Raw genomic sequence first — 17,569 nt, 5'->3', positions numbered from 1 at the left:
TAATGGCATTTGAAAAAGATAATACCTTTGTAACAGGTCGATTAAAAAGCATGACTTATGCTTTTAACGGAGCTGTTAAACTTATAAAAACAGAACATAGCATCATGGTTCAATTCTCTTTGGGAATTATTATGACCATTGCGGGGTTCTATTTTAATATTTCACAAACCGAATGGCTTTTCCAGGTATTAGCCATCGGTTTAGTAATGAGCATTGAGGGATTGAATACGGCTGTAGAAAAAATTGCCGACTTTATTCATCCTGATTACAGCAAAAGAATCGGATTTATTAAAGATATTGCTGCAGGAGCGGTATTTTTTGCCGCAATGACAGCAATAGCAATAGGCTTGATTATTTATATACCCAAATTTATATAGGCAATACTAAACGCAAGAATGGCAAAAACAACCAAAAAAGATACTGTAAATAAAAAAACCGAACCAAAAGCTGAGAGTTTAAAATCTTGGAGACCTAACAAACAACAACGTTTTGTTATGGGCTGTCTTTTGATATTATTTTCTATTGCATTATTAGTTGCATTTATTTCTTTTTATGTCAACGGACAATGGCAATTAGATCAAAGCGCTGTTAGCCAGCTTGATGATCGATCTGAAGTTGTACAAAACTGGCTAGGGAAATTTGGCGCTTATCTTGCCGATTTGATTGTATACAGAGGTTTTGGAATCGCATCTTTTATACTTGTGCGATTGTTTTTCCTTACCGGAATGTTTCTGGCTTTGGAGTTATCGCTCAGAAAGCTAAAAAATATCTGGTTTTGGGATTTATTTGCTATTATTATTGTATCCATATTATTTGGATTCTTTGCTACTTCTGCACCAGAATTGGGCGGAACAATTGGCTATGAATTAAACTTATTTTCACAGGATTACATCGGAAAAACAGGGACTTTACTGGCCTTGCTTTTTGGATTAATCGTGTATCTGATTTTCAAAATAAAATTATCTCCAGAGAAAATTCAATCGTATTTTGATTCAACTAAAAAAGAATTAAAAACAGAATTAAGCTCTTTGAATACCCAGCCACAACCTGAAAGCGCGTATAATTTAGAAGAATTTGCTATTGAGGAAGAAGATCCTGAATTAGATAATATTCATTTAAAAACGGAAGATACTCAATTCGAAATCAACAAAGAGGCTTTAAAACCAACTATTACAAATTCATCTGAAATTGATTTAAATCCGGTTTTAAAACCAGTTCAGATGAATATAAATCCGGTAACGGAAACTCCTGTTCACAACGACGAATTAGTTATCGAAAAACCGGAAGAGGAAGATATTATCGAAGAAAATCTGGCTTCTCGCTTGGTTGCTGATTTTGGTTTATTTGACCCAACTTTGGATTTATCAAATTATAAATTCCCAACCATCGATCTATTAAAAGAATATTCGACAGGCGGGATCACAATTAATCAGGAAGAATTAGAAGAAAATAAAAACAAAATTGTAGATACACTTCGTAACTACAAAATTGAAATTGCACAGATTAAAGCTACCGTTGGTCCATCGGTAACTTTATACGAAATTGTACCGGAAGCAGGAATCAGGATTTCTAAAATTAAGAGTTTAGAAGATGATATTGCTTTGTCACTTTCGGCATTAGGAATTCGTATTATTGCGCCGATTCCAGGAAAAGGAACAATTGGTATTGAGGTTCCAAACAAGAATCCTACTATGGTTTCTATGAAAAGCGTTATTGGATCTGCAAAGTTTCAGGAAGCTGAAATGGAGCTGCCAATTGCCTTAGGAAAAACTATTTCAAACGAAACTTTTGTTGTCGATTTAGCCAAAATGCCCCACCTATTAATGGCGGGTGCTACCGGACAAGGAAAATCGGTTGGATTAAATGCAGTCTTAACTTCGCTTTTATATAAAAAACATCCGGCAGAAGTAAAATTCGTTTTGGTCGATCCGAAAAAAGTAGAACTTACGCTTTTCAATAAAATTGAAAGACATTATTTAGCCAAACTTCCTGATGCAGGAGATGCGATTATTACAGACAATGCAAAAGTAGTGAACACGTTAAATTCACTTTGCGTTGAAATGGACAATCGTTATTCATTGTTGAAAGATGCAATGGTGCGTAATATTAAAGAATACAACGAAAAATTCAAATCGAGAAAATTAAATCCCGAAGCTGGACACCGATTTTTACCTTACATTGTTTTAGTTGTCGATGAGTTTGCCGATTTGATTATGACAGCCGGCAAAGAAGTCGAAATTCCGATTGCGCGTTTGGCTCAGTTAGCCCGTGCTATTGGTATTCACTTGATTATCGCAACACAAAGACCTTCGGTAAACGTAATTACAGGTTTGATTAAAGCGAATTTTCCCGCGAGAATTGCTTTTAGAGTTACTTCAAAAATTGATTCAAGAACTATTTTGGATACTCAGGGAGCCGATCAGTTAATTGGTCGCGGAGATTTATTATATACAAATGGAAATGATGTAACCCGTGTTCAGTGTGCTTTCATTGATACACCTGAGGTTGAAAAAATTACAGATTTTATTGGTTCACAAAAAGCATATGCCACAGCATATTTGCTTCCGGAGTTTGTTGGAGAAGAAAATGGCATTAATCTTGATATAGATATTTCCGAAAGAGATACTTTATTTAGAGAAGCCGCTGAAATTATTGTCAATGCACAACAAGGTTCAGCATCTTTATTGCAAAGAAAATTAAAATTAGGATACAACAGAGCAGGTCGTTTGATCGATCAACTGGAGGCAGCCGGTATTGTTGGTCCGTTTGAAGGCAGTAAAGCACGTAGTGTGAACATCTTAGATTTAAGTGCTCTTGATCAATTTTTTAACAATGAACAAAATTAATTCTATCATGAAAGCAAAAATTCAAGAAATCAACAACAATTCTATCAAAAACAGAACTAAAAAATGCTTACAAATAGCACTTTTATTTCTTTTGAGCTTTACTTCTATTCAGGCTCAGGATAAAAAAGCAAAGGATTTATTGAACCAGGTAACAGCCAAAATAAAAAGTTACGACAATATTGCTATTGACTTTAAATATTCTTTGAACAATGCTAAAGAAAATATCAATCAGGACAGCAAAGGAAATGTTGTAATGAAAGGCAATCAATATGTATTAAATTTCATGGGCGTTACTAAAATATTCGACGGACAAAAAACGTATACTATTGTTCCTGAAGACGAAGAAGTTACTATTTCAAAAGTAAACGAAAAAGACGATAATGCTATTACGCCTTCAAAAATGCTTACTTTCTTTAATTCGGGATACAAATACAATATGGATATTGTTCAAAATGTAAAAGGAAGAAAAATTCAATACATTAAATTAGCACCTACAAACACCAAAGATCAAAGAAAAGAGATTCTTTTAGGTATTGATGTACAAACAAAACACATCTACAATTTGATTGAAACAGGAAAAAATGGAACAAAAACCACTTTAACCGTTAATTCTTTTAAAACCAATCAGCCTTTATCAAAAAATCAATTTACCTTTGTAGCGAGCAAATATCCAAAATACTACATCAACAAATTAGATTAAACCAAGGTTGAAAATTTTAGACAAATACTTACTAAAAACATTTCTGATTACATTTACTACGGTATTTGTAATCCTTTTTTTTATATTCATTCTTCAAACTGTATGGCTCTTTATCTCTGAATTAGCAGGTAAAGACCTAGATTTGATATTGGTTATAAAGTTCCTTCTTTTCTCAATGCCTCGAATTATTCCGTTGGTTTTACCTTTATCGGTTTTACTCTCGTCGATTATGACTTTCGGAAATTTAGCTGAAAACTATGAGTTTGCAGCTATGAAATCTTCGGGAATATCATTGCAAAGGGCAATGCGGGTTTTAATCATTTTTATCTTCGTATTAAGTATTGTTGCGTTTTGGTTTGCCAATAATGTGATTCCGTATGCTGAATATAAATTTGTCAATTTCAGAAAAAACATTGCTCAGGCCAAGCCCGCTATGGCTATCGCTGAAGGTCAGTTTAACGATGTTGGAACATATAATATTAAGGTAAACAAAAAATCAGGCGAAAACGGAAACATTTTAACCGGGGTTACGATTCATGAAAAAGCAAATAGTTTTGGCGAAAACAAAACTGTTATAAAAGCTAAAGATGGTGAATTAATCAGTAATGAAAAATCAAGTATTTTAAAACTTGTTTTAAATGACGGTTATTATTATCAGGATGTAACTCCAAAAAAATATGAAGATCGTTCTAAACTTCCTTTTATAAAAAGTGATTTTAAAAAACAAATTATCAACATTGATTTATCCGAACTAAACAAAGTTGATGAGAATCAGGCAAGTGTAAACAGTACAAACGGAATGCTGAATGTAAATGAATTACGCTATACTTTAGACTCCTTAAATAAAAACCTGAATAACGAAATAGTTTCATTTTCAGAAAATATAAATCAGCGTGTTGGAATCAAAGCTTCTCCTAAAGTTTTAAAAACAGACAAAAAGAAAAAAGCATTACCAAATGATCTTTTATCTCTGTACACCAACAAACAAAAGTCTGATATTTTAAAAATGGCAAGCAGTACTGTTACAAGTAACATCTACTCTATCGAATCGACTCAAAAAGATTTAAAAGACAAACAAAGAGATATTAATAAACATTTAAGCGCATTATACGAGAAATTTGTAATTGCTTTTGCCTGTTTTTTAATGTTTTTTATCGGCGCTCCATTAGGCGCTATCATCCGTAAAGGTGGACTTGGTTTACCAATTGTATTTGCGGTTTTGATTTTTATTACATTCCACTTTATTAATACTTTTGGAAAAAGACTTTCGCAGGAAGGCGGTATGACTCCTTTTATGGGCTCATGGATGTCTTCTTTTATACTACTGCCATTGGCGGTTTTATTAACATATCGTGCCACAAACGACAATGGATTAATTAATTTTGATGCCATTACAACTCCAATATCACAACTGTTTCAAAAAATTTCCGAGCGCTTTTTTCCCGCTCAAAACAAACAATAATTATGTCAACAAAAATACAACTTAATACCATTGAAGAAGCTATAGAGGATATTCGTCAAGGTAAAGTAATCATTGTAGTCGATGATGAAGATCGTGAAAATGAAGGTGATTTTTTGGCTGCAGCCGAAAAAGTAACTCCGGAAATGATCAATTTCATGGCTACACACGGACGTGGATTAATTTGCGCTCCATTAACAGAAAGCCGTTGTAAAGAATTGGATTTAAGACCAATGGTTACTAATAATACAGATCATATGGAAACTGCTTTTACAGTTTCTGTAGATTTAAAAGGACATGGAGTAACAACAGGAATTTCAGCAGCAGACAGGGCAAAAACAGTATTAGCACTGACGGATGCAAATGTAAAACCACATGAATTGGCAAGACCTGGACATATTTTTCCTTTGGTAGCCAAACAAGGTGGTGTTTTAAGAAGAACAGGACATACGGAAGCGGCAATTGATTTTGCAAGATTGGCAGGATTTAAATCAGCTGGTGTAATCTGTGAAATTTTAAATGAAGACGGAACTATGTCTCGTTTGCCGGAACTTGTGAACGTGGCTAAAAAATTCAATTTAAAATTAGTTTCGATTGAAGATCTTGTAGCTTACAGAATGCAGCACGACAGTTTAATTGTTAAGAAAGAGGATTTTGATATTGAAACCCGTTTTGGAACTTTTAGATTAAGAGCTTACGAACAAACGACAAATAAACAAATTCATATTGCTTTAACGAAAGGAACGTGGAATCTTGGAGAACCTATCTTAACAAGAATTCACTCTTCGCAGGTAAATAATGATTTATTAGGTACTCTGACAAATAATGCAGAACAGCAATTAGACGATATGTTTAAGGTGATTAATGAAAACGGCAAAGGTGCCATTATTTTTATTAATCAGGATATGTCTGCTGTAAACTTGCTAAACAGAATTTCTGAACTTAAAGCTTTACAGTCTAATGGCACATTGAAAGCACCAAAAATTGTAATTGACAGTAAAGATTACGGAATTGGAGCTCAAATTCTGCATGATATTGATATTTCAAAAATTAGACTGGTATCAAATACAGAACAAACTAAGCGTGTTGGAATGATTGGATACGGTCTTGAAATCACTGAATACGTAAGCTACTAATATGGGGACTTTAGAAGAACGAATTTCAAAAGCAGAGACTCACATATTTAAAGCAGTTTTTCCGAGTACTACAAATCATTATGATACATTATTTGGGGGAACTGCGCTTCATCTTATGGATGAAGTGGCTTTTATTTGTGCCACAAGATTCAGCAGAAAGAAAGTTGTGACGATTTCAACTGGTCAAATTGATTTTAAAAAAGCAATTCCGGCCGGAACTTTAATCGAATTAGTTGCAAAAGTTGATAGCGTAGGAAGAACCAGCTGTAAAATTCACGTTGATATTTTCATGGAACAGATGTATTCGGAGCTTCGTGAAACGGTAGTTTCAGGAACTTTTTCGTTTGTTGCAGTTGATGAAAACAAGAAACCAACACCAATTTTAGATTAATCACGTTATTTAACGTAAAAATGTTTTTAAAATAAATACTGATTATGAAGCACTTGAAAATTAATTTAAAATAATCAGTAAAAAAGCTTAAAAAAAGTTTTGAGAACCGAAAAAGGGTCTTATATTTGCACTCGCAATCAGCAAATGATCGCAACATACTGGAGAAATGGCAGAGCGGTCGAATGCGGCAGTCTTGAAAACTGTTGACTGTAACAGGTCCGGGGGTTCGAATCCCTCTTTCTCCGCGAAGGCGCGAAAACAAAGGAAAAATAAAATTTTCAAAGTTTTCAAAAAAGCCTAAAAAAGCGGTAAACCCTGCAAATCAAACGATTTGCAGGGTTTTTTCTTTTATACCGCTTTTCAATATTTATAAAATCGCGTAAAATCTTTGTGGCACATTCGTGGTACATGGGGTTTTTGAAAACTAGAAACTCAGCAAAATTCAGGCTTATGGAATTAGTTCGAAACTTTATATACTTCACCAAAAAAATAAAAAAGTAATTTTTTTAATCTTTATAAAAGTACAACCAAGTACTGGAAGGATTTCGAAAGCATAATGATGAAATAGCAGCAAATGATAAGGGACTTGAGAGATAAACTGCGGAGTGAGCTATTTCTTAGTATTGAGAGCCATTTTCTATATGTCTATGCAAAGTTAAATCTGATGTAAAAATGCATATTACAAAAAAAACCGCCTTGCATGAAATACAAGACGGCTGTCCATAAAAACATAATCTTCCATTTTATGCTTCTATCTGTTTTATAAAGTTTTAAATATTCTAAAGAGCTTACTTTTTGTTCTTTTTTACCATGGTGATATAGTATCCGTAGGCAATAGCAATGATTATCAGAACCAAATCCGGATTAGCGTTAATGATAGAATTAATCATATTATTAACTTCTGTTACCAAATTAAACAGGCAAATCGCCGAAACCTTTTCAGCAATATAGAAAAGTGTTACCCAACTTTGTAAAAATACGGTAGTTTGACATTATATAGTTGTTGTCCTAGATATAAAATATAACTTATAGTAATAATTAACGATAATGTTTTTAAATCATGAAACATTGCATTACTAAAAAACTGTCAAAGCCAATATTTAAATACATTTATATTTATCCTTATATTTTATAAGTTCTCTATCCGTTATAGCAAGCAGTTTCTCCAGAAGTGCAATTTTATCCCTGTAGAGTGTCTCTATTTTAGAAAGATCGCATTGGTCCAGAGGTGCCTTATACTTTATAAAATCGCTCTTAATATACAGACTGCTTTCAAACTTTATAATGCTAATAAGATCCATTTCAAAAATAGAGACAATCTCTTCTAATTTGTCACAAGTGAGCGGACTCTTGCCTTTTTCAATTCTATTGTAGCTCGTCTGGGTAATGTTAAGCATTAAAGCCATATATTCCTGAGTGTACTCTTTAAGTTCCCTGATTCTTTTTATATTTTCGTTTATATTTCCTGGCATTTGAATTTGGATTTATAAGTAGAAGTATTAGAAAATAACAGTAATCAATTATCGCTAAAATCTCTCTTCCACTTTTTTACCATTGTAATTAATAATCTTTGTCATTCCACTTGGCATTACAATAGTAAATTTTCTACTGGTTAGCATTCCGGTATATTGCCCTTTTCTATTTGAAATCGTTAATGTTTTTGATGCCTCATTCCATAAAAATTCAATTTCAGAATAAAATCCTTTCTCATAATTGTAATTATCAAACTCATCCTCATAAAGCACAAAAGAACAATCCTTGCCCGGATATACTTTTATCTCCAAGTTATCCCACTTTTTCTGGGTTGCATATTGTACTTTGGGACCAAAGGGAATAATTGCTCCTTCCCTTATATAAAGGGGCAGCATATCGATGGCTGTTTTTCTTACAATTTCCTGACCTCCCTTAATTTTCTCATTGGTCCAGAAGTCATACCAATATGTACCAGCAGGCAGATACACATTTTTTGACTTTTCTGCTGTAAAGTCTATAGTTGTTTTTTCTGTATTTTTTTTATCTCCTTGCTGATCCCAGCCCGTTGATTCGTTTACTTTTACTATTTTCTCTGGAGTGTATTGTGCCTCGACAACGGGAGCTACCAATATTGATCTGCCAAACATAAACTGATCTTTAATATCCCATCCTTTTTTATCAGTTGGAAAATCCATAAATAATGCGCGCATAAAACTGGATTTCTTGCTTGTAACTTCCCATGATGTGGAATAAATATAAGGAAGAAGCGCATAACGAAGATTAATAAATTTCTCTATTGCATCATAGATTGGTTCGCCTTTTACACCAAAATTATAAATCTCCCTTGGAACATCGGTACCATGAGAACGCATCATTGAATTAAAAGTGCCAAATTGAATCCAACGCACGTACAATTCCTGATAAAGCGGATTTTTGGCTCCTGATCTTTCATTCCATGCTTGTTTATAGGCGCCTGCAAAAAAACCTCCTATATCTGAATTCCAATGCGGTATGCCAGTAAGGGTAAAATTTAATCCGGCCGGAATCTGATTACGAAGAGTTTCCCAGCTCGAACCTGTATCACCAGACCATGTATTGGCCCCGTAGCGCTGTTGGCCTGCAAAAGCAGATCGGGTTAAAATAAATACACGCTTGTCTGATGTAGTTTTACGCTGATGGTCGTAAACTCCACCCACAGTCATTAAAGGATATGCATTTCGCACTTTTCTAAAAGATCCGAGATATGTTTTTGTATCATAATCTGCTGGTTTTGCCTGGAAGTGATCTGGCTCTGTAGAATCCATCCACCAGCCGTCAATTCCATGAGAAAATAATCCCTTATTGGCATATTTCCAATAAATATCCCTCGCCTCAGGATTGTAAGGGTCATATACTCTAACTCCTGAAGGATAATCTGCATTTGGCGGCCATATTTCTGAACCGGATTCCGGCCAGGTTTTAATATTAAATAACATTCCTTTTTGATCCATTTCCTTATAAGGTTTTGTTTGCGGACCAAAGGAAGACCAAATCGAAATAATCATATGGGCATTAAGATTATGAACCTCATCAACCATTTTTTTTGGATCTGAAAATTCAGGATTCAAAAACTCCATTGCATTCCATAAATAATTGTTGCCCCAATATTGCCAGTCTTGTATTATTCCGTCAAGGGGTACTGATAGTTCACGATACTTTTTAACGACATCTACCAATTCATTCTGACTTTTATATCGCTCTTTACTCTGCCAGAAGCCATAGGTCCACAAAGGAAACATTGGTACTTTTCCGGTCAATTCCCGCATTTCTCCGATTACCCCATCTGCATTACCTCCATACATAAAATAATAATCAACAGCATCGCCCACAATCGATTTAAAAGAAGTTTCGGTGGCATCATCTTTAAATTCTGTTGGAGAATAGTTATCCCAATAAAGTCCATAGCCTTTTATTGATTGAAAAAAAGTCACAGCATCATCCACATTGCCTTGCTCTAGATGATATTTTTGATTTCTTTGGTTTAATTCTCCGCTTTGATGTTGTCCCAATCCATAAATGGGTTCCTCTTTATCTAAGATAAAAGACTGCGTGACTGTAAAGGTATTTACTCCTGCATCATCAAAAGTTTCAAATTTCGTTCCCTGAGGTTTTTCTTTTAATAATTCATTTTCAGAGGATGCAAATGCTACATTTCCTGAATCAGTATTTATACTAACAGTTAATTGATCTGATTTTAAAAAGATAATATTGCCAAGAGTTTTGACACTAAAAGCAGTTTTGGCAGGCTTTAAAACTACCGAGAGACTTTCTTTTGAAAAATTCTTCATTTCAGGAAATTTAATAACCCTGACGATAGCAGGACTGTAAAACTGTATTTCTATGTTATTGCCATTGGCGATAGTCTTGATTCCCTGAATGGTTTTCTCGAATTTCTGCCCATTACTATGAAAGCAAAAAAGCAGCACAGTACATAAAGAGTAAATAATTTTCATTTCAATTGGGTTAATATAGTTTAGTGCAATAAAAATAACTTTTGTCATTTTTAAAGTCTTTAAACTATGTTGAAATAATTATAACTAATGTTGAAATCAGATTATACTTATCACAAAACACAAAAAATCAGCGTATTAAAAAGAACTAATTTATTGTTTTGAAACATTTTTACGATCTGCTCTGGCTGGGTGTTTTACCAAAAGCCTCATGAAAGCATTTGGTAAAATAAGAAATACTATTAAAACCTACCTGATCAGATACATCTGCAATTGTCAGTTTTTTATCCAATAGTAATTCGGCAGCTTTTTTTAATCGAATAGTACGAATAAAATTTGTGGGAGAATGATCTGTAAGTGCCATAAGTTTTCGATATAAACCAGTGCGATCCATATTCATATCTTCACTGAACTTTTCGACTGTGTAATCAGAATTCGACAAATTATCTAAGACACACTGAAAAGTGCGTTTTAAAAACTCCTGATCAATTGGGTTATCTGTTAATGTATCAATTTGTACTTCCTTTTTATTAATGAAAGTTTTTCGTCTCGTGTCGTTTATCTCCAATAGTTTATCAATTCGAAGTACCAGCAAATTAATATCAAAGGGCTTTACCATATAAGCATCGACTCCTGCCTTATAACCTTCAAATCGGGCTTCATCAGAGGTTCTTCCTGTAAGCATGATAATGGGAATGTGACTTACGGCAATCGTATTTCGAATCGCCTGGCTTAATTCCGGACCATCCATTTGAGGCATCATCATATCTGTTACGATAAGATCCGGAACATGCATTATTGCTTTCTTTAAACCTTCTTCTCCATTATGGGCTGTGATAACATTATAATAATTTTTCAATTCATCCAGCAAATAGCCTCTAAAAATAATGTGATCCTCAACAATAAGTATGTTTTTTCTTGTTGCTACTTCTCCTTCAAAAGACTTCAATTCCGTTTTTTTAAGCACTGATAATAGTACCTTAAAACAAGTTCCCTGCTCTGGATTGCTTGTTACGGTGACCCATCCGCCATGCATTGCTGCATAATATTTCACCATGTACAAGCCTATACCGCTGCCTGTTGATATCTCATTTTGATTGTCTGCCTGATAAAAACGATTAAAAATGTTATCTATTTCTACCTTAGGAATTCCAATTCCTGAATCTTCAACTGAAATTATCAGAACTTTATCCAAATTGTCAATTATAGCTGAGAATTTAACTGTACCTCCTGAACCTGTAAATTTAAAAGCATTAGAAAGTAGGTTAATTATTATTCTGGTAATTTTTTGCCTGTCCAGATACAAATCATCGTTTTGCGGGTCTATATCCCAGGTAAAGTCAATTTCTTTTTCCTTTGCTATTGCTACATAGGCTTTACACAATTCAGTCATGAATGAAAGATTATCATAAAAATTGCAATGTAATATTTCTTCTCCCGTATCGATCTTTTTAAAATCAAGCAACTGATTGACAGTGTCCAATAAAAGATCGCTATTGGAGCTAATTTGCTGCAGTTCTCTTTTTATTTTCTCATCTGCCACTTTTGCAAGCAGTGATTTTAAAGGTGTTATTATAAGTGTGAGCGGCGTACGCAATTCATGACTCATATTGGTTATAAAATCTGACTTTGCTCTTTCTATAGCATAATCTTGTTGCCTTTTGCGGATTAAAGTATTATGCTTTATAAGAACTTTTGAAATTAAAGCAATCCCTATACACAATATTACCAAATAAAGTACTTTGGCAAGAGTAGTATTCCATATAGGAGGCTCGATGATAATTAAAAGATTTTTTACTCTTCCAGGCCAGTGTAAACCGTCAGAACTGGCTTGCACCTTAAAAGCATAGTGGCCGGGGGATATATTGGTATAGCTAGCTTCACCTATTCCGGATGTAGAATTCTCATTGCGCCAATTCTTATCAACATGCTCCAATTTATATCTGAAATAAGTGTGTGCTTGATTGACATAATTGAGTCCGGAAAACCCAATGCTAAAAAAGTTTTGATCATATCCCAGCCTTATAGTATCGGTTGATGCTATCGCATTATTCAAAACAATCCCTTTGTTTATTTTTTGCCCACTCGTCACATTCTTTCCAAACAATTTAAAATTAAAGAATATTGGATTAAGAACAAATTGATTGTCTTTTGCATCATTTCTTTTTAGATTGTTCATACCGTCTATTCCTCCAATAAATAATCCATTCTTTGAGGAAATAAGCGCAGCACGATCCACAAATGGATATTCCAGGACTCCGGTAAATTTATCATAATTTACGATTCTAAAATTAAGTCCGCTTGCTGTTCTTTTTTTAATGATATGACTTATACCACGCGACGTTGTAACCCAAAACGAGCGATCTATATCTTCCACTATTGCCTTAATGCTATTGTTTACTAAACCTTTATCGGTATTTATTTCATATAACTTTTGATTTTTATTATCCCAAATTGTCAGGCCATTATAAGTCCCCAGCCATAAATCCTGGTCAGAATCAGATAAAAGGCAACTGTATTTATGGTTCTTTTGTCCGAACATCAGCATTCTTTTATTTCCTTTTAATAGAGGCTTTATAATTTTATCACCAGCAATATTCATTATAAAAGGGCCACTAGAAGAAATGCCAATCAATTGATGATTCCATTGGGTGATTTGAAAGGCATCAGCAGGAGAATCAATCAAAAAGGAGAGACCAAAAGGCTGCAAAGAATTATTCCACTTGAAAATTCCTGTATCAGTGCAGACAAATATTTCGCCTTGAGCGGTTTGGTAAACACAACCTGTGGATTGTTTTGTATATTGTTTTATAAGGCCATTTGTTCCATATATATACAATCCCTTATTGGTCGAAATCCATACTTGACCTGTAGAATCTTTGAACAGAGAATAGCAATGCAATTCAGAAAGCAAAACCTTGAATAATTTACTATGATTGAGAGGAAGTTCGGCTATATAGAGTCCTTTATTTGTACCAATAAGCAATTTCCCATCAAAAGTTTCTTCAAAACAATTTACCTGAAATTCGTCATTATCTTTTAAGTTGAAATTACTTTTCTGATAATATTTAAAACGAGAACGATCCGGATGATAATAGTAAATTCCTTTATTTAATGTCCCGATCCAGAGCCCTCCCTGATAATCAAATAAAACAGTACTTACTTCGGTTTTTATTTTGTCTTTTTCTGTTAAATTTAACTCAGGATAAAAACTGCCAAAAGTACTCCCTGCTCTAAAATACCAAAGCCCTTTGCTACAGCTAATGAAAAAGTCTCCATTTTTATTTGCTGCAAAGGTATTCAGCCAATATGTATCGGCTTGTAATAACACTTTTGACTGCCTGGTCTGAGTATCATATCGAATCAATTGCCCTTTTCCGATTCCAGACCTTACAAGATATAGATATTTACCAACCGCTGTGGTGTGATTCCAATCAGTAAAATCATCCAAGGCATCTTTGACAACAATTAGTTTATAAATCTCTTTTGATGAGGAGCGATCAAAACAACGGATTAATCCCGATTTATAAATTAAATATACCTTTTGCTGATGAACAACAAGATCATAAAGTTGTTCATCAGGGCTTCCCTTTATAAAAATTTTGTTTAAAAAGCAGACTACCTTTTTTGAATCCTGTTCGTAACAAAGCAGTGCACCCAAATCATCTACTACCCATATATCTTTTTTTTCATCAACAAATAAATCGTTCGGGGTGCCTTTAAATCCTAAAAAACGCAGCGTTTTAATTGGATCGGATTCACTCTTTTCTTTAGAGACATTAATCAGGCTGATCTTCCCTTTATGCTTAAACCAAATACGATTGTTCTCAAAATAACTGTGATGGAACCCTCTATATGATATAAGAGCAGCAGAATTATCATCGTCAATTTCTATTGTCTTAAAATCTGCTCCATCGTATAAGTTGAACATTCCCTCAGTAAAAACACCTATTCTGCCATCCTGCAGTTCAATAAAATGCCTAATTCTCTCTTCATTAAGCTGGTGTCTGTTTTCAATTGGAGAGAATAAGAAATCCTGTGCAAAAACTTTGCTGTTAAAAGAAAAAAAGATAGCGAAGAAAAAAAAATACGCATGAAGTGAGAGTCGGAAAACGCCGTTTTCTTTTTTCAGGCCCTGCCACAAAAATTTAAATAATAATTTTGTCATTTGTTCGAAGTTCGTATCTATTAAAAAATAGTAATATGAAGCTGTAAATATACTCTCTAATCTTAATAATGATATTATAGATCAGATGAACATCAATCTTTTATACTTGAATAATTATACTTTAAATAATATTGAATAACAAGAATTCATTCTCTAAATTTACAATCATATATAATCCAACTCTCCTACAAGATGAACAAAGTATTTTCAGAAAATAAAACCTTACTTTTAGGCATAGAAAAATCTGAAAATAATTCATTTTTAGATATGCCGGTACAATTTAGCGAGTATACTGTTTTGCTAATAAGCAAAGGAGAAGGAATCTATCATGCTGATTTTGCCTCTTTTGCATTTAAGGCTCCTGCGATACTGTTTTCGACACCTCAACAATCCATATCCATTAAGGAAATTACACCATTAACCTACACCGCATTACAATTTCACGGTGACTTTTATTGTATTGAATATCATAGAAAAGAGGTTGCATGCAATGGTTTATTGTTTAACAATATTTATGTTGAGCCTTCTATAAAATTAACTAATGAACAGCATCAATTATATTGTCAGTTAGTCGATCAGATTATTGATGAGATTAAACAGCAGACTCCTTCAGAAATTGTCTTACGAGCTTATCTTCAGCTTATACTTGCTAAATCTAGCAGTTTGAAAATAACAGGTGAAAAACAAAATTTTCAAAAAGATGAAAAAATGGACCAGTTTAAAATACTGCTCGAAGAAAATTTCTTAACGCTGCATAAAGCAAGTGATTATGCCTCCTTACTTTCTATGACAGCAAATAATTTTACGAAACAATGCAGCAAGCGTTTCAATAAAACGCCCACGCAAATGATTCAGGAAAGATTAATTTTGGAAGCAAAAAAACAACTTCATCTCACCCGATTAAGTATCAAGGAAATTGCTTATGCCTTAAAATTTCAGGATGAATATTATTTTAGTCGCGTATTTAAAAAAATGACCAAAGTTTCTCCTCAAACCTTCAGGAAAACAACCGGTATCTCTATTGTGGCAGATTTGTCTAAGTAATAGCATTTTTTATCCATTTCTTACTTCTTATCCAGAAGATAACTTTGCATTGTTAATGATGACAAAAAATTAAAAAACAAAGCAATGAAAAATTCTCTTTTAAACACAATAGCAAATCTTGATACGCTTGGAAAAAATGCAGTACGTGCTGGTATCGTAATTGTTTTTTTATGGATTGGCGGACTTAAATTTTTTACTTATGAAGCTGACGGCATAGTGCCTTTTGTAGCAAACAGTCCTTTTATGTCCTTTTTTTATGATAATCCATCTGAGTATAAAAAATACAGCAATAAGGAAGGTGAATTAATTGCTGAAAATCACCAATGGAATATTCAAAACAATACTTATGGTTTTGCAAATGGTTTAGGAATTTTACTAATTGGTATTGCTTTTTTGGTAGCTATTCATAACTGGGCTCCTTTGGCAAGTATGATAGGAAGCATACTAGTATTTATCCTCACCATCGGTACACTTTCATTTTTAGTTACAACACCAGAAAGTTGGGTGCCACATTTGACAGATTATCAATATGGATTCCCTTATTTATCCGGACGTGGACGATTAGTTCTTAAGGATGTTGTTATTCTTGGAGCATCCGTGATTACAATGAGTCAGTCAGCAACACTTTATCTCCAAAGAAAAAATAATTAATATTAACACCCTAAAGAAAGCCCCTGAGATTACAAATAATTTCAGGGTTTCAAAGGGTCGTATTATCCCATGCAGAACACTTAACAGCACTGGCTTGGGTTCTATTAATAATTTAAAATTACAATCTACTGCTGAGATAATTCAGCTTCAGTATGCAATAGACAAGTCCAATTGTTATTTTCTTTTATCCAGGTAGAAGTGCAGGCACATTTCACAGGTGCTTTTTGTTCATCACCCGTTATTCCCAATTCTATCAAATATGCTATTACAGCAGTATTTTCAGCAACTAATTGTGTTTGGACATCAGAAAAATTCAACACTTTTATTTTATCACCATCCCCTGAATCAAACATCTTTTTAAAATTGGCCTCATCTACACTATGCACTCCATTTTTACCAGCGATTATACAAGGAAAACGAGTAAGTTTTTTTACCGTTTCATAGTCGTGATTTTCCATTCCCTGCCAATATTTTTTTTCCAGTTCAATAATTTGCGTTTCCATAATCATCTTTTTATTAATTAAACAGTTATACAAAGTTCAAATTAATATTAAAAGGCAGGAACATTTTTAACATACATTTAATCAAGAATAAACAAACTAAACCGTTTCTTCTTAGTGGGTTTTGCCTTGCTTTTCATAAGGAACAATACGAGGAGCAGAACGATATTATTTCTTTCAAATTTTTACGACAGCTACTAAAATCTGAATAATAAATTTTATCTTTCCTAAATTTGCTCCAATAACTGTAATGTTTTAATTTCTAACTTCTAACAAAAAATGGATTTTCAGAATAGTGAATTTTCAAAAATAGAATCATTAAAATCAAAAAAAATAACTTTTATAGCAAAGGCTATAGGAGTATTTCTTTTTGTGAGTACAATTTTTAGGAATAATTAATTTAGAGATTATTATTATTGAATCTGGAAAATTATCTGCTGAATTTAAAATTTCTTCTGTAATAATATCCGTAATTCTTTCTTCTTTTTTGATATATTTCGTATTAAAGGATGTAATTATTACCCGAAAAAACAAAATTACCAAAGTAATAGTAGATCAAAATGGTTTACATCATTATAAAAATGAAACAATCATTGAATCCCTAACTTTTGAGTCTTTATACCCAAATCCCGATCTAAAAAATTATGATGTAGTTTTATCAGAGGGTGAAGATGTAGCTTATGATATTTGTGTATATTATTTAGATAACTCT

The 17,569-nt window shown here is 33.3% G+C and carries 12 protein-coding genes and 1 tRNA gene; 9 read left to right on the top strand and 4 right to left on the bottom strand.

Features of this window, described 5'->3' with window-relative positions:
* The first annotated feature begins 2 nt into the window (after window positions 1-2).
* The 7 genes from BUE22_RS00615 (at window position 3) to BUE22_RS00585 (ending at window position 6,777) form a co-directional block, all read left to right on the top strand.
* Window positions 3-377 (top strand): diacylglycerol kinase family protein, encoded by a 375-nt coding sequence (locus tag BUE22_RS00615; RefSeq protein WP_042566607.1) that lies wholly within the window; start codon window positions 3-5, stop codon window positions 375-377.
* An 18-nt stretch (window positions 378-395) separates the two neighbouring features.
* Complete coding sequence (locus tag BUE22_RS00610; protein ID WP_073392944.1) at window positions 396-2,846, top strand: DNA translocase FtsK; 2,451 nt, start codon at window positions 396-398, stop codon at window positions 2,844-2,846.
* A gap of 7 nt (window positions 2,847-2,853) precedes the next feature.
* Window positions 2,854-3,546, top strand: coding sequence for an outer membrane lipoprotein periplasmic chaperone LolA1 (locus BUE22_RS00605; RefSeq protein ID WP_042566730.1), 693 nt, complete (start codon window positions 2,854-2,856; stop codon window positions 3,544-3,546).
* A 7-nt stretch (window positions 3,547-3,553) separates the two neighbouring features.
* Window positions 3,554-5,008, top strand: a complete 1,455-nt coding sequence (locus tag BUE22_RS00600; protein ID WP_073392940.1) for an LptF/LptG family permease — start codon at window positions 3,554-3,556, stop codon at window positions 5,006-5,008.
* A gap of 2 nt (window positions 5,009-5,010) precedes the next feature.
* Entirely contained in the window at window positions 5,011-6,141 is a 1,131-nt protein-coding gene (ribB, locus tag BUE22_RS00595; protein ID WP_073392938.1) for a 3,4-dihydroxy-2-butanone-4-phosphate synthase, read from the top strand.
* 1 nt (window position 6,142) lies between these two features.
* Window positions 6,143-6,532, top strand: coding sequence for an acyl-CoA thioesterase (locus BUE22_RS00590; RefSeq protein ID WP_042566611.1), 390 nt, complete (start codon window positions 6,143-6,145; stop codon window positions 6,530-6,532).
* 160 nt (window positions 6,533-6,692) lie between these two features.
* A tRNA-Ser gene (locus BUE22_RS00585) sits at window positions 6,693-6,777 on the top strand.
* 855 nt (window positions 6,778-7,632) lie between these two features.
* Here the strand turns inward: BUE22_RS00585 and BUE22_RS00580 are convergent.
* The 3 genes from BUE22_RS00580 to BUE22_RS00570 form a co-directional block, all read right to left on the bottom strand.
* On the bottom strand, window positions 7,633-8,004 hold the full coding sequence (locus BUE22_RS00580) for a helix-turn-helix transcriptional regulator (protein ID WP_073392934.1): 372 nt from the start codon (window positions 8,002-8,004) through the stop codon (window positions 7,633-7,635).
* A 54-nt stretch (window positions 8,005-8,058) separates the two neighbouring features.
* Window positions 8,059-10,545: a glycoside hydrolase family 31 protein gene (locus BUE22_RS00575; protein WP_243396803.1), complete on the bottom strand. Its 2,487-nt coding sequence runs from the start codon at window positions 10,543-10,545 to the stop codon at window positions 8,059-8,061.
* 121 nt (window positions 10,546-10,666) lie between these two features.
* A complete protein-coding gene (locus tag BUE22_RS00570; protein WP_073392931.1) occupies window positions 10,667-14,662 on the bottom strand; it encodes an ATP-binding protein in 3,996 nt (1,331 codons plus the stop codon).
* 192 nt (window positions 14,663-14,854) lie between these two features.
* Between BUE22_RS00570 and BUE22_RS00565 the strand changes: the two genes are divergently transcribed.
* Window positions 14,855-15,706, top strand: a complete 852-nt coding sequence (locus BUE22_RS00565; protein WP_084540186.1) for a helix-turn-helix domain-containing protein — start codon at window positions 14,855-14,857, stop codon at window positions 15,704-15,706.
* An 84-nt stretch (window positions 15,707-15,790) separates the two neighbouring features.
* Entirely contained in the window at window positions 15,791-16,357 is a 567-nt protein-coding gene (locus BUE22_RS00560; RefSeq protein WP_073392928.1) for a DUF417 family protein, read from the top strand.
* 125 nt (window positions 16,358-16,482) lie between these two features.
* On the opposite strand, the gene BUE22_RS00555 is transcribed toward BUE22_RS00560, so the two are convergent.
* On the bottom strand, window positions 16,483-16,860 hold the full coding sequence (locus BUE22_RS00555; protein WP_073394238.1) for a nuclear transport factor 2 family protein: 378 nt from the start codon (window positions 16,858-16,860) through the stop codon (window positions 16,483-16,485).
* Between the last annotated feature and the right edge of the window lie 709 nt (window positions 16,861-17,569).

The organism is Flavobacterium pectinovorum, assembly GCF_900142715.1.
GTDB classification, from domain to species: Bacteria; Bacteroidota; Bacteroidia; order Flavobacteriales; family Flavobacteriaceae; genus Flavobacterium; species Flavobacterium pectinovorum.
The sequence above is the reverse complement of the archived record's forward strand: the minus strand, read 5'-3'. Positions and strand labels throughout refer to the sequence as shown.

Excerpts from the sequence above, each read along its gene's own strand:
- BUE22_RS00590 (WP_042566611.1), top strand. The coding sequence starts at position 6,143 with ATGGGGACTTTAGAAGAACGAATTTCAAAAGCAGAGACTCACATATTT.
- BUE22_RS00565 (WP_084540186.1), top strand. The coding sequence starts at position 14,855 with ATGAACAAAGTATTTTCAGAAAATAAAACCTTACTTTTAGGCATAGAA.
- BUE22_RS00575 (WP_243396803.1), bottom strand. The coding sequence starts at position 10,545 with ATGACAAAAGTTATTTTTATTGCACTAAACTATATTAACCCAATTGAA.
- BUE22_RS00580 (WP_073392934.1), bottom strand. The coding sequence starts at position 8,004 with ATGCCAGGAAATATAAACGAAAATATAAAAAGAATCAGGGAACTTAAA.
- BUE22_RS00570 (WP_073392931.1), bottom strand. The coding sequence starts at position 14,662 with ATGACAAAATTATTATTTAAATTTTTGTGGCAGGGCCTGAAAAAAGAA.
- BUE22_RS00555 (WP_073394238.1), bottom strand. The coding sequence starts at position 16,860 with ATGGAAACGCAAATTATTGAACTGGAAAAAAAATATTGGCAGGGAATG.
- BUE22_RS00560 (WP_073392928.1), top strand. The coding sequence starts at position 15,791 with ATGAAAAATTCTCTTTTAAACACAATAGCAAATCTTGATACGCTTGGA.
- BUE22_RS00610 (WP_073392944.1), top strand. The coding sequence starts at position 396 with ATGGCAAAAACAACCAAAAAAGATACTGTAAATAAAAAAACCGAACCA.
- BUE22_RS00615 (WP_042566607.1), top strand. The coding sequence starts at position 3 with ATGGCATTTGAAAAAGATAATACCTTTGTAACAGGTCGATTAAAAAGC.
- BUE22_RS00605 (WP_042566730.1), top strand. The coding sequence starts at position 2,854 with ATGAAAGCAAAAATTCAAGAAATCAACAACAATTCTATCAAAAACAGA.
- ribB (WP_073392938.1), top strand. The coding sequence starts at position 5,011 with ATGTCAACAAAAATACAACTTAATACCATTGAAGAAGCTATAGAGGAT.